Consider the following 12,247-nt stretch of genomic DNA (forward strand, 5'->3'; position numbering starts at 1 on the left):
CGGGTGGTGATGGACGGCCGTATCATTGCCCGACGCAAAAATCGCGAAAACGCATATCTGGACTATGTGATATGAGCCAAACCAATATCGGATCGGTGGATCTGAACCTGTTCAAGGTGTTCGAGGCGCTGTACGAGGAGGGTGGCGCGAGCCGCGCCGGGATTCGCCTGGACATGACGCAATCGGCCGTCAGCGCGGCGTTGCGGCGGTTGCGCGAGGTGTTCGACGATCCGCTGTTCGTGCGCACCGGCCGCGGCCTCGCGCCCACCGGGCGAGCGCAGGAACTGAAGCCGGTGATCGGCGAGGCGCTCGATCAGTGCCGGCGCAGCCTCGCGATCGCGGCGCCCGACGCGACGAGCTTCGAGGGCCGTTCGGTGTCGGTCGGCCTGTCCGACGATTTCGAGATCGCCGTCGGGCGCGCGTTGATCGAGCGCGTCGCGCTGGCCGCGCCGGGGCTGCGCATCATCTTCCGGCAGACCCACAGCCAGATCGCGGCCGACGCGCTGGCCGATCGGGAGATGGATCTGGCCGTGACGGCCGGCCCGCTGTCGAGCCGTGGGTTGCGGCAGCGCAGCCTTGGCGAGGGCGGCTATGCCTGCCTGATCGACCGCGGCGAAGGCGTCGGTGCCGCGGCAGGCAAGCGCCGCTCGCACGCGGCGCTGACGCTCGACGACTACCTTGCGCGCGAGCACATCCTGGTGTCGTCGGGCGGGGTGGTCGGGATCGTCGACGAGGGGCTGGCCGCGCTCGGCCGGACACGCCGGATCGTGGCGTCCACCACGCATTTCGCCTCGGTGCCGCATCTGCTGAAAGGCAGCCGCGCGGTGGTGACGATTCCGGCGCACGCGGCGGCGGCCATCGCGCGGTTGACGGATTTGACGCTGTTGCCGTGCCCGGTGGCCTTGCCCGGCTATCCGGTCAGCCTTGGCTGGCGGCACAGCGCGATGCGCGACGTGGCCGTGACGAAGGTGTGGGAGGCGATCGTCGCGTGCTTCGAGGGCGGCGGCGTGCTGGGGGGAGGGGCTGCCCGTTAAGTTGACGAGCCGCCGAGCCGCCGAGCCGCCGCACCGCCGCACCGCCGCACCGCCGCACCGCCGAACCGCCGAACCGCCGAACCGCCGAACCGCCGTGCTCGTCACCCGTTCAGCGCCACGCCGATCCGCCGCAACGTGTCGGCCGCACCGCCGGCAATGCCGATGCCCGTGTCCGCCGCGATCATCGGTTCGCGCGGATTGATGCGGATTACGCGCGGGCCGTGGCGCTCGCTGAAGCGGCGCACCGTCGGCAGCGCGCGGCCCGCGCCCATTTCCACGACCACCAGCCGCTCGACCCGCTCGAGCCAGTGCGCGAGGCGCTGCGCCTGCCGATCGGTATCGCGCCCGATCCAGTGCCAGTCGCCGAACATCAGGATGTTGGGCCGTGCCAGCGCGCCGCAGTGCGGGCAGTGCGGCATCGCGTTGGTCAGCAGGCAGCGCTCGGCGTCGACCTCCGGCGCGAACGCATCGGCCGGCCAGATCGCGTCCGTGCAGGCGTCCACGCATTGCAGCCGGTGGATCGTGCCGTGGCATTCGACCACGCGGTCGGCGTCGAAGCCGGCCTGCTGGAACTGGCCGTCCACGTTGCTCGTGAACACGAACGCGCCGTGCGTCATGGCCGCGCCCCAGTCGCGCAGCAGCCCGAACCCGGCGTGCGGCACGGTGGCCCGGTACAGCGCCAGCCGATGCCCGTAGAAGCCCCAGCTCAAACGCGGCTCGCTCGCGAAGCCGGCCGGGTTCGCGATCGCCTCGAACGCCACGCCGCGCAGCGCCGGATACGCGCGCCAGAAGCCTTCCGTGCCGCGAAAGTCGGGCAGGCCCGAATCCACGCCCATGCCCGCGCCGGCCGTGACGAGCAGGCCGTCGGCCTCGCGAATCCAGGCGGCCGCTTGCGCGATGAGCGTGTCGTCGTCGTGATTCACCGGGTTCTCCTGGTTGGGTAATCGGGCAAGGTCATAGCCGGAACTGCTGGCGGAACGTGGCGGCGAGCAGGCCGATCGCTTCGCCGGCGCGCTCGCTGCCGGCCGGATCGCGCATCAGCACCACTTCGTGATCGCCGATCGGCGGCAACGTGTCCAGCACGCGCATGCGCCCGGTGACGCGCGCGCGGTCGACCAGCGTCACGCCCAGCCCCGATTCGACGCAGGCCTGGATCGCCTGGCTCGACGGGCTTTCGATGATCGTGCGCCACGGCATGCCGGCCTGCCTGAGCGCGGCCACGATCGCGGCGCGATACGGGCACGGTTCGGCATAGAGCGCGAGCGGCAGCGGCTGCGCGGGATCGACGGCGAACCCGCTGCTGCCGACCCACACCGGCGTGGTGACGGTCAGCACGTCGGCCGGCCGCGCCGCTTGTATCGGCTGCACCACCAGCGCCAGGTCGAGCTGGCCGCGCGCTACCCGCTCGCGCAGCTCGAAGCTCGGCCCGGTGCGGATTTCGAGCACCACGTTCGGCCAGCTTGCCGAAAAACCCGGCAGCAGATCGCGGATCACGTGGGCCGCGTATTCGTCGGGTACGCCGAGCACGATGCGCGCGGCCACCGTCCGGCCGCGAATCTCCTCCAGCACGCGATCGTGCGCGCTGAGCAGCTCGCCGGTGCGCGACAGCAGCCGCTTGCCGAGCGCCGTCAGCGCGACGCCCTGGTTGTCGCGTTCGAGCAGCCGGCCGCCGGCCACCGCTTCGAGCCGCTGGATATGGATGCTGACCGCAGCCGGGCTCTTGTGGACGAACTCGGCCGCCGCGCGAAACTTGCCGAGGCGCGCCACCGCGTGGAACGTGCGCAGCAGTTCGATATCGAGGATGCTGTCCATGATTCAATGAAATTGAACGACTGGAAAAGTATATTTTGATTTTCGAATCCATGTGTGGCGCTTAGGCTCGGTGCATGAATTCGACCCGATCCTCCTGCGCGGCAGTCCGCGCGCCCGCGCTCCTGATCCCGTTGCCGCTGCTCGAATGCCTGATGGTGGTGGCGTGGAGCTCGGGCTTCGTCGGCATTCGCTTTTCGGCCGATTACGCGCCCGTCTACCTGGTGGTGTTCTGGCGATGCATTGCGCTGTCGATCGGCCTGTTCGGTTTCGTCGCGCGCGAGATTCGCGCGGCCCCGCGCGCGGCGCTGCTGCGCGAGGCCGCGATCGGCGCGATGGCGATGGCCGGCTATCTGGCCGGCGTGGCGAAGGGTATCGAGCTGGGCGTATCGGCCGGGCTGTCGGCGCTGATCGCCGATCTGCTGCCGATCGGCACCGTGCTGATCGGCACGTTCGTATTGCGCGAGCGCAGTTCGGGCCGGGTCTGGGCGGGGCTGGCGCTCGGGCTGGCCGGCGTGCTGCTGGTGAGCCGCGATGCGTTCCGGCTCGGCGCCGCGCCCGTGTGGGCGCTCGGCTTGCCGGTGGCCGGCATGCTGTCGCTGGCGGCGGCCGGCATCTGGCGCAAGCGTCTGTCGGCCGCCGTGCATGCGCCGTCGTTGAGCCCGATGGCCGCGTTGTGGGTGCACGGCGTGGCCACCGCGCTGATCTTCGCCGGCTTGCAGGGCGCGCGCGGCAGCCTGATGCCGGTGGCGAGCGCGGGCTTCGCGGCCGGCGTGGCGTGGACGGCGATCTTCTCGACGCTCGGCGGCTACGGGCTGTACTGGGCCTGCTTGCGGCGCGCGTCGGCGGCGCGGGTGTCGAGCGTGCTGTTTTTGAGCCCGTCGGTCACGCTGGCGTGGGCCTGGGCGATGTTCCACGAGCCGCTGACCTGGCGGATGCTGCTCGGGACGATCGTGGCCGGGGCGGGGGTGGTGTTGATTGCGAGGCGAGGCGGGTGAGGGCAGCGCACGACGGTTATGATGTCGGAAAATTGCTGAGTCCAATGCGTTGGATTCTTGATTGTCTGATGAAGCGATTCGGCGCTTAGATAATAACCGGCCACCGGGGGGATTGTGATCAAGAGAAATTTAAAAACCAAGCGAGTCAGGGCGTTGAGAAAGCGTTATTCGCCTCGGCTAAATTTTGGTGCTCAGCATGTTTCCGCATCGTCATCGAGGCGAGCAGAGCCGTCGTGGATCAAGTTGCGTGCACGAGAAAGGCGAGAGCGTGCGCTTGATACTCTTTTGGAGTTGCTGCCGAGAAAATTTGACGTTTACGTCAGGGCAAACCGAAGAATTCCTAAAAAATCCAACAACCATTCGACCAACTTCAAGGGAAATATCGGCGGCATTTATTTCGATGCCAAGCCGTACTTCGATGGTGCGAATTGGATAGGCGGAAGCTTCAAGGCGGACCCATTGACGCGATGGCCGATTCACTATGGAGCCAGTTTGCGGGCTTATGTAGGTTCGCTACCCGGAATCAAGAAGCTTTATTTTGGAACTCAATCCGGAGCGGGCCCGATTTTTTCCGAGCGGCTGCGTTGTTTTTGTGGTTCGGGCGGCCTGAGTCGATTCGATGATTCGGAATACTTGCTCCTCAATGCGCTATCGTACGCAATTGACAAATTCGGAAGTAAATCGGGTGTCGTGTATTTGCTGACCGAGCGAGTGCCCTGTCAATCTTGTACTTATGTAATCAACCAATTCCTTTGGCGGTATCCGAAGCTCAGGCTGGAATTATTTTACATGTACGACAGTGGAAGGCGGTCGCACCGAGAGTTCTTGTCGGAATGTGCGTTTGTCGAAAAAATGTCGGTGTACTTTGTCCAGATTGCTCCGGATATTCAGGATCCACTAAAGACGGTTGGCCATTACGTCAAGGTGGATGAGTCGAGAAAGACGATGTCGTTCACCGAGCATCGGGAGCGCTTATTGGCTGCCGGGTTTCCCGTCCACCTGATGCTGCGTCGACTTCGCTGGGGCATGCGTTGGAAATAGCCTATCCAGCGAGCCGAGTTGGATAGGTTGAGGTGAGAATCGGGTGCGACGGTGGAGCCTTGCGTGCCGTATTTCTCTCGGGGAAACCCCGTCGCGCCGCTTGGACGTGTGGCAAAAGCGGCTGACGGCGTTGCCCCTTATTGTGTTTGCCCCTCAATCGCGCTCGGGCGTCGCCGTGATGCGATGGATCGAGAGATCGGCGCCGTCGAATTCGGCTTCCGGATCGAGCCGCAGCCCGAGCGTCGCCTTCAGTGCGCCGTAGACGATCGTGCCGCCCAGCAGCGCCACCGCGATCCCGCCGACCGTGCCGAACAGTTGCGACACGAACGACACGCCGCCGAGCCCGCCCAGCGCCGGCTGGCCGAACACGCCGGCCGCGATGCCGCCGAGCGCGCCGCACAGGCCATGCAGTGGCCAGACGCCGAGCACGTCGTCGATGCGCCAGCGGTTCTGCACGCAGGTGAACATCACGACGAACAGCGCGCCGGCCGCGGCGCCCGTGGCGAGCGCGCCGAGCGGATGCATGACGTCGGAGCCCGCGCACACCGCCACCAGCCCGGCGAGCGGCCCGTTGTAGGTGAAGCCCGGATCGTTGCGGCCCGCGAACCAGGCGGCCAGCGTGCCGCCGACCATCGCCATCAGCGAGTTGACGGCCACCAGGCCGCTGATCTTGTCGAGCGTCTGCGCGCTCATCACGTTGAAGCCGAACCAGCCCACCGCCAGCACCCACGCGCCGAGCGCGAGGAACGGGATGTTCGAGGGCGGATGCGCGGCGATCCGGCCATCCTTCGAATAGCGGCCGTGGCGCGCGCCGAGCAGCAGCACGGCCGGCAGCGCGATCCAGCCGCCGAACGCATGCACCACCACCGAGCCGGCGAAATCGTGGAACGGCGCGCCGAACGCGTGCGTGAGCCAATCCTGGATGCCGAAGCGGTCGTTCCAGGCGATGCCTTCGAAGAACGGATAGATCAGCCCGACGATCACCGAGGTGGCGATCAGTTGCGGATTGAACTTGGCGCGTTCGGCGATGCCGCCCGACACGATCGCGGGGATCGCCGCCGCGAACGTCAGCAGGAAGAAGAAGCGCAACAGCGCATAGCCGTTGTGCTGGGCCAGCGTGCCGATGTCGTCGAAGAACTCGATGCCGTAGGCGATCGTGTAGCCGACGAAGAAATACGCGATCGTCGACACCGAGAAGTCGACGAGGATCTTGACCAGCGCGTTGACCTGATTCTTCTTGCGCACCGTGCCGAGCTCGAGGAACGCGAAGCCCGCGTGCATCGCCAGCACCATGGCTGCACCGAGAAGGAGAAATAAGGTGTCGGTGGCCGATTTCAGACTGTCCATCCTGTTGCCCGTGTTTGCGCGAAAAGGGGGCATTTGAGCAAGATCCGGGCCAATCGAGGGAATCGGTGCGTGAATCCGGTGCGAATCCGCACCGGATCGGGGTGCCGAGGCCGGCGCGCATTTTCCGAACGGCGTGCGTGCCGGGCGATTTTTTCAGGTTGCACGCGCGTGGTGCCAGGGAATGGATTTTCGTGGTGCGCGCATGCTTGAAAATGGTGCGTCGGCGCTCAGTGCGCCGAAAAGAGGCGCCTCGGCCGCATCAGCCGCCAGCCGCAGCACGCGCAAGCGAGCGACAGCGCAACGCACGCCATGGCGATCAGCAGCAGCGGCGCCGGCGGCAGGTCGATCGTGCCGGCCCAGCCGAACGGCGCCGTCATGCCGTGCGCGACGATGATGCTGGCGACCCAGCCGCCGACCACCGCGAGCACGAGCCACAGCGTGGCGCGCCAGCGCCGGCGACGCTCGGTGGCGTCGGGCGAGCAGCGGCGCGCGTGCCGACAGAACGAGAGGGTCGCGCCGAGCGCGACGAGCAGCACGATCAGCCAATCGAATTCGTTGATCATGGAAACGACCGCCCACGGGAATTCATGAAGCGGTCGACTATAGGTAGCGTGTCCGGGGCCGCCTATCGGTCCAATCTGAAATATCGACCGATTTGTCTGAAAGGGAATGTAATGCTGACGTGGCGCTAGCCTGCCGCCGTCGTATCATCGCGATTCCCGTATCGAGAGGGCGCGTCGTCGCGCCAACCAACATGAAGCATCCCTTCCGTTTTTCGGTTCGTACCGCGCCCCGGCGCAGCAGCCTGACGGCGTTCGCCGCCGCGGCCCTGGCGGCCGGCATGCTGGCCGGTTGCGACAAGCCGGCGGACTCGAACGCGTCGGCGCCGGACCACGCGGCCAGCGCCGTGGCCGACGCAGCCGCCCATGCAGCGAAAAAGCTCGATCAAGCGGCCAGCTTCGTCGACAGCCAGATCGCCGCCGCCAAGGCCGGCGTGGCGTCGGCCGCCTCGGCCGTGCCGCCCGTTTCGGCCAGCGACGTGACGTCGGCCGCGCAGGCTCACCTGAAGAGCGCCGCCGCGAACGCGTTCGGGCTGGCCGCGTCGGCCGCTGGCACCGGACTCGAATCGGCCGGCCGCAAGCTCCAGCAATGGAGCCGCGACAACGCGGCCAATGCGTCGTCGTCCGCTTCGTCGGCCGGCGTCGAAAAATCCGCGAACAACTGACGCTGTGACGAGCACGGTGCGGCGTGGCCCCGGCTGCGCGCGCGCCGCGTACGTATTTATCCCGGTCGACGCTGCCGATAAGTTTTCATAATGTTCCCCGTATAGTATTTGGCGTAGAAAAATCTTCTATACCAACAGAACGACAGGAACGGGGCATGGATCATATCGACCGAAAGTTGCTGGAACTGCTGCAAGCCGACGCGACGCTGCCGATCGCCGAACTGGCCCAGAAGGTGAATCTGTCGCAGACACCCTGCTGGAAGCGGATTCAGCGGCTCAAGGACACAGGCGCGATCCGCGCCCAGGTGGCGTTGTGCGATGCGCGCAAGCTCGGCGTCGGCACCACGGTGTTCGTCGCGGTCCGCACCAATCAGCACACCGAGGAATGGGCGCGCATGTTCATGCAGGTGGTGTGCGACATTCCGGAAGTGGTCGAGGTGTACCGCATGAGCGGCGAAACCGACTACCTGCTGCGCGTGGTGGTGGCCGACATCGCCGATTACGACCGCGTCTACAAGCATCTGATCCGCGCCGTGCCGCTGTTCGACGTCAGTTCCTCGTTCGCGATGGAGCAGATCAAGTATTCGACGGCGCTGCCGGTGCGCAACGACGTCGCGCCCGTTTAGGCAGACAGGCAGGCCACATGAACCAGCAGCCCACGAAGAACCCGGTGCGCGGCGTGTCCGTGATGATCGTCGTGATCGTGCTCGCGGTGATCGGCACGGTGCTCTACAACGCGATCTCGGAGAAGCGCGCGTACGATTCGGCGCACGGGGGCGGGGCGGTTTCCGGGGCGGCAGCTTCGGCGGCCTCCGCCGTTTCCTCGGCGTCGGCCGGCGCGGGCAACTGAGCGCCGCCGCGCCGGGCAGGCGATCCAGCCATGCCGCCGCTCAGGCCGGCAGCCGGATCACGCTCGCATCCTTGCGGATCAGCAGCGACGACGCCAGCATCTGCTTGCACTGGTGCGCCAGCACCTTGAGGTCGTGCGTCAGTTCGGTGCCGACCGCATTCGACTTCTCCGCCTGCACCACCATCGAATCGAGATCGCGCGTGAGCTGTTTGGTCAGCTCGGCCTGATTGCCGGGCGGCGCCACGCCGGCTTCGGCCTGTTCGAGGTTTTCGCGCACCTGGGCCAGCCCGTTCTGCAGCGCCGCGTAGGTGTCGGGCGCGCCGTCGCTGGTGGCGTTGCGCAGGAGCGGCGCGGCCGCGGTGATCTGCGCGCCGAGCACGTGGGCCTGCACCAGCAGGTCGTTCAGCTCGGGCACGAAGCGCTGCTGCGCCTTCGGTTCGAGCATCATGCGCTGGAACGCCTGGCCGAGATTGGCGAACGCGATATGCACGTTCTTGCGCGCGAGCCGGTACGGATAATCGCTCTCGAGCGGCGAGGCCTTCGGGTTGTCCGACGCGCTTGCCACCGCCTGCACCACGGCCGCGCCGTCGGCGGCCGCTACCGGCGGCGCGCTTTGAGCCTTGCCGCTGCCGACCCGCCAGGCCGCCTCGAAATACTTGCGCGTGGTGCCGAGCACCTCGTCCACCAGCTTGCCCATCGCACGGTATTCCCAGTACGGGAACAGGCGGCTCGCGGCGATCGCGATCATGCAGCCCACCACGGTGTCGATCATGCGTTCGCCGATGATGCGCATGCTGCCCGGCGCGAGCAGATGGAACATCAGCAGCACGTAGGACGACGTGAACACCACGCTGGCCGCGTAGTTGAACAGCAGCAGGCTGTAGCTCATCACCATCGAGCCGAACATGATCGCGATCAGCAGCGGCGGCGATTTCACCGTGTAGATCAGCGCGATGCTGATCGCGCAGCCGAGCAGCGTGCCGACGATCCGCTGCGCGTTGCGCTGCTTGGTCAGCGAATAGCCGGGCTTCAGGATGATGATGGTGGTCATCACGATCCAGTAGGCGTTCGTCAGCGGCAGCAGGCGGCCGAGCCAGAACGCCACGGCCACGGCCACCGTCACGCGCAGCGCGTGGCGAAAGCTCGGCGAGCCGAAGTTCAGGTTCGAGAAGATCAGCATCGGCGAGAGCCGGCGGCGCTGCAGGAAGCGCGCGAGCGTCTGGTCGATCTTCAGCTCGGTTTGCGCGACATCCGGCGTGGCGGCCAGCGTGCGGCGCATCTTGTCGATCAGGCGCGTGGCGCTCCAGATGCGGCGGAACGTGGCCAGCACGGCCGCGTAGGCTTCCGGGTTGGTCTCCGGGAAGTTCTTCTTGCGCATCAGCTCGATTTCATACTCGATCGCGCGCAGTTCGGCCTTCACGCTGGTGCGGGTTTGCGGCGCGCGGTTTTCCAGCACGGCGAGGCCCACCGTTTCGAGATCGGCCGCCGCCTTGCGGATCAGGTCGCGATAGAACAGCAGCATGTCCGAGTCGCCGAACGTGCTGCGCACGAGCGGGTAATCGGTATGCGCGCCGACGAACATCTCGTGCAGATCCACGCTGTTGATGAACAGGTTGAACATCAGCGTGCGTGCGCGGTCGAGCTGGCCGTCGCGCAGCTTCGGCAGATTGCGCAGCACGATGTCGCGCGCGGTTTCCTGCGATTCGACGGCCGCCACCTGCTTGACGACGAGATTGCGGTAGCACTCGTCGAGATCGGATTCGAGATCGTAGAAATCGGCGCGCGCGAGCAGGTAGCCGGACAGCGCGAACAGGCTGTCGGCCAGCGCCTGCTGCTCGATGCGGCGCGCCTGCCAGCGCGACACCAGCGTGGCCCAGTAGGTGTACCAGAGGCCGCCGGCGAGGATCCACGCGGCGTTGATCAGCGCCTCCATGGGCGTGAAACTGTCCTCCAGCGTCATCACCATCATGAACAGCGTGGCGAAGCTGATCTGCGGCCAGCGGTTGCCGTACACCACGATCAGCGACAGCACGAACGTGAGCGGCACGATGGTCAGCCACAGCGCGAAGATGTTCGGCGTGGCGAGGCCCGTGGCCAGCGCCGACAGGAAGCCGATCACGCTGCACGCGAGCATTTCGTTGTGCTTGTACTTGAGCGGGCCGGGCATGTCGACCACGCAGGCGCCGAGCGCGCCGGTGGCGATCGTGAAGCCGAGATCGCGATCGTCGAACACGATCAGGCACAGCACGGCCGGCAACGACACGCCGACGGCGATCCGCAGGCCGCCGAAGAAATACTGGCTGTACAGGAACTTCTTGATTTCGATCGAATAGCGCATCGAGGACGGTTGGCGAAACGGCGCAAACAGGCGGACGAGTCTAACGTATTTCGCCATCCCGAAAATCTGGCTGTTTGGCCGAATATCCGTGCGCCGATGCGTTTGCTATCCTTGGCGCTTCCTGCGTGGCGAACGGCCGCGCACCGTCACCGCCGCCGCCCGCATGCTCCACCTCTTTTTCTCGAACCGTCACGAAACGCTTGCCGATGCACTGATCGACCATCTCGCGTCGCATCCGGGCGCGGCGGGGCCGTGGGCCGCGCAGCAGGTGATCGTGCCGAGCGCGGCGCTGCGCCGGCGGCTCGAGCTCGACGTCGCCGCGCGGCACGGCATTTGCGCGAACGTTCAGTTCAGCTATCTCGCGCAATGGCTGTGGGCGCAGATCGGGCAGGTGCTGCATGTGCCGCCGCGCTCGCCGTTCGCGCCCGACCGGCTCGTCTGGCGCTGCTACCGGCTGCTGGCGAGCGAGGCGGGGGAGGCCGCGCCGTGGCTCGCCTCGCCGCGCCTCGCCGCCTATCTCGCGGCGGCCGACGCGCCGATGCGCTACGAGCTGGCGCACCGGCTCGCCGCCGTGTTCGATCATTACCTGACCTACCGGCCCGAGTGGCTGACGGCCTGGCGCGAGGGCGGCTCGATCTTCGCATTGGAAGGCACGCCTTCGCGCGGCGCCGAGGCGGCGCGCGACGACGAACACTGGCAGGCCGCGCTGTGGCGCGCGCTGGTGGCCGAGCTGGCCGACGACGGCGAGCCGCCCGCGCACCGCTTCCTGCGCGAAGCGCCCACGCTCGCGCCCGACGCGCGCACGCTGGCCGCCTGGCCCGATGCCGTCAGCGTGTTCGCTCTGCCCACCATGCCGCCGCTGCACGTGGCGCTGCTGCGCGAGCTGTCGCGCTGGATCGACGTGCGGATCTACGCGCTCAATCCGTGCCGCGAATTCTGGTTCGACATCGTCACGCAGGCGCGCGCCGAATCGCTCGACGCGGCCGGCCAGCTCGATTACCAACAGGTCGGCCATCCGCTGCTGGCCGAATGGGGCCGCCAGACGCAAGCGCAACTGCACATGCTGCACGAGCTGACCGAATCGGCCGCGGCCACCGATGCGTCGCGCTTCGACGCATTCGAGGCCGATAGCTGGCTCGCGCGCATTCAGAACGCGATGCTCGACCTGCGGCCCGAAGCCGAGCTGGGGCCGCCGCCGGCCGCGCGCGGCATCGAGGTGCACGTCTGCCACAGCCTCGCGCGCCAGCTCGAAGTGCTGCACGACCGGCTGCTGGCCGCGTTCGCCGAGGATCCGACGCTCGCGCCGTCCGACGTGCTGGTGGCCGTCGCCGATCTGGCCGCGGCCGGCCCGCTGATCGACGCCGTGTTCGGCACCGCCGCTTCGCAGGAGGCCGCGCGCGTGCCGTACCGGATCACCGGGCTGCCGCCGTCGCAGGCCAACCCGGTGGCGCGCGTGCTGCTCGACTGGCTCGCGCTGCCCGAGCGCGAGGTGGGCGCGCCCGAACTGATCGAATGGCTGCGCGTCGATGCGGAGATCGGAAGCGCGTCGTGGAGGGAAAGAGTGGTGGGGTCAGTGTCGATGTGGGTGGTGGCCCGTGCATTGAA

Annotated in this window: 12 protein-coding genes; 7 read left to right on the forward strand and 5 right to left on the reverse strand. The window is 67.1% G+C overall.

Going from position 1 to position 12,247, the window contains the following annotated elements:
- Positions 1-71 precede the first annotated feature (71 nt).
- The gene (locus G3N92_RS11245; RefSeq protein WP_206127547.1) at positions 72-1,034 is read left to right on the forward strand and encodes a LysR family transcriptional regulator; all 963 of its coding nucleotides are present in this window, start codon (positions 72-74) and stop codon (positions 1,032-1,034) included.
- 101 nt (positions 1,035-1,135) lie between these two features.
- Here the strand turns inward: G3N92_RS11245 and G3N92_RS11250 are convergent, their stop codons facing one another.
- A complete protein-coding gene (locus G3N92_RS11250) occupies positions 1,136-1,957 on the reverse strand; it encodes a Sir2 family NAD-dependent protein deacetylase (protein WP_339385891.1) in 822 nt (273 codons plus the stop codon).
- A gap of 31 nt (positions 1,958-1,988) precedes the next feature.
- Complete coding sequence (locus tag G3N92_RS11255) at positions 1,989-2,846, reverse strand: LysR substrate-binding domain-containing protein (protein ID WP_206127548.1); 858 nt, start codon at positions 2,844-2,846, stop codon at positions 1,989-1,991.
- Between the two features lie 74 nt (positions 2,847-2,920).
- Between G3N92_RS11255 and G3N92_RS11260 the strand changes: the two genes are divergently transcribed.
- Together G3N92_RS11260 and G3N92_RS11265 are read left to right on the forward strand one after the other, a co-directional pair.
- Complete coding sequence (locus G3N92_RS11260; RefSeq protein WP_241014726.1) at positions 2,921-3,841, forward strand: DMT family transporter; 921 nt, start codon at positions 2,921-2,923, stop codon at positions 3,839-3,841.
- A 243-nt stretch (positions 3,842-4,084) separates the two neighbouring features.
- Positions 4,085-4,882: a deaminase domain-containing protein gene (locus G3N92_RS11265; protein WP_206127549.1), complete on the forward strand. Its 798-nt coding sequence runs from the start codon at positions 4,085-4,087 to the stop codon at positions 4,880-4,882.
- Positions 4,883-5,035: 153 nt separating this feature from the next.
- Here G3N92_RS11265 and G3N92_RS11270 read toward each other — a convergent pair whose 3' ends face one another.
- Together G3N92_RS11270 and G3N92_RS11275 are read right to left on the reverse strand one after the other, a co-directional pair.
- Positions 5,036-6,229: an ammonium transporter gene (locus G3N92_RS11270; RefSeq protein ID WP_206127550.1), complete on the reverse strand. Its 1,194-nt coding sequence runs from the start codon at positions 6,227-6,229 to the stop codon at positions 5,036-5,038.
- A gap of 227 nt (positions 6,230-6,456) precedes the next feature.
- Positions 6,457-6,792 carry a hypothetical protein gene (locus tag G3N92_RS11275; RefSeq protein WP_206127551.1) on the reverse strand — a complete coding sequence of 112 codons (336 nt, stop codon included), beginning with the start codon at positions 6,790-6,792 and terminating at the stop codon, positions 6,457-6,459.
- Between the two features lie 191 nt (positions 6,793-6,983).
- Between G3N92_RS11275 and G3N92_RS11280 the strand changes: the two genes are divergently transcribed.
- The 3 genes from G3N92_RS11280 (at position 6,984) to G3N92_RS11290 (ending at position 8,304) form a co-directional block, all read left to right on the forward strand.
- Positions 6,984-7,454: a hypothetical protein gene (locus G3N92_RS11280; protein ID WP_206127552.1), complete on the forward strand. Its 471-nt coding sequence runs from the start codon at positions 6,984-6,986 to the stop codon at positions 7,452-7,454.
- 155 nt (positions 7,455-7,609) lie between these two features.
- Positions 7,610-8,080, forward strand: coding sequence for an Lrp/AsnC family transcriptional regulator (locus tag G3N92_RS11285; protein WP_206127553.1), 471 nt, complete (start codon positions 7,610-7,612; stop codon positions 8,078-8,080).
- A 17-nt stretch (positions 8,081-8,097) separates the two neighbouring features.
- Positions 8,098-8,304, forward strand: a complete 207-nt coding sequence (locus G3N92_RS11290; RefSeq protein WP_206127554.1) for a hypothetical protein — start codon at positions 8,098-8,100, stop codon at positions 8,302-8,304.
- Positions 8,305-8,344: 40 nt separating this feature from the next.
- Here G3N92_RS11290 and G3N92_RS11295 read toward each other — a convergent pair whose 3' ends face one another.
- A complete protein-coding gene (locus tag G3N92_RS11295) occupies positions 8,345-10,642 on the reverse strand; it encodes an FUSC family membrane protein (protein WP_206127555.1) in 2,298 nt (765 codons plus the stop codon).
- Between the two features lie 163 nt (positions 10,643-10,805).
- Between G3N92_RS11295 and G3N92_RS11300 the strand changes: the two genes are divergently transcribed.
- A partial coding sequence (locus tag G3N92_RS11300; RefSeq protein WP_241014727.1) for an exodeoxyribonuclease V subunit gamma occupies positions 10,806-12,247 on the forward strand: 1,442 nt, incomplete at its 3' end.

The organism is Burkholderia sp. Ac-20379, assembly GCF_017104645.1.
Lineage (GTDB): Bacteria > Pseudomonadota > Gammaproteobacteria > Burkholderiales > Burkholderiaceae > Burkholderia.

Coding starts and splice junctions, on each gene's coding strand:
- G3N92_RS11295 (WP_206127555.1), bottom strand. CDS start 10,642: ATGCGCTATTCGATCGAAATCAAGAAGTTCCTGTACAGCCAGTATTTC.
- G3N92_RS11290 (WP_206127554.1), top strand. CDS start 8,098: ATGAACCAGCAGCCCACGAAGAACCCGGTGCGCGGCGTGTCCGTGATG.
- G3N92_RS11255 (WP_206127548.1), bottom strand. CDS start 2,846: ATGGACAGCATCCTCGATATCGAACTGCTGCGCACGTTCCACGCGGTG.
- G3N92_RS11275 (WP_206127551.1), bottom strand. CDS start 6,792: ATGATCAACGAATTCGATTGGCTGATCGTGCTGCTCGTCGCGCTCGGC.
- G3N92_RS11245 (WP_206127547.1), top strand. CDS start 72: ATGAGCCAAACCAATATCGGATCGGTGGATCTGAACCTGTTCAAGGTG.
- G3N92_RS11260 (WP_241014726.1), top strand. CDS start 2,921: ATGAATTCGACCCGATCCTCCTGCGCGGCAGTCCGCGCGCCCGCGCTC.
- G3N92_RS11270 (WP_206127550.1), bottom strand. CDS start 6,229: ATGGACAGTCTGAAATCGGCCACCGACACCTTATTTCTCCTTCTCGGT.
- G3N92_RS11280 (WP_206127552.1), top strand. CDS start 6,984: ATGAAGCATCCCTTCCGTTTTTCGGTTCGTACCGCGCCCCGGCGCAGC.
- G3N92_RS11285 (WP_206127553.1), top strand. CDS start 7,610: ATGGATCATATCGACCGAAAGTTGCTGGAACTGCTGCAAGCCGACGCG.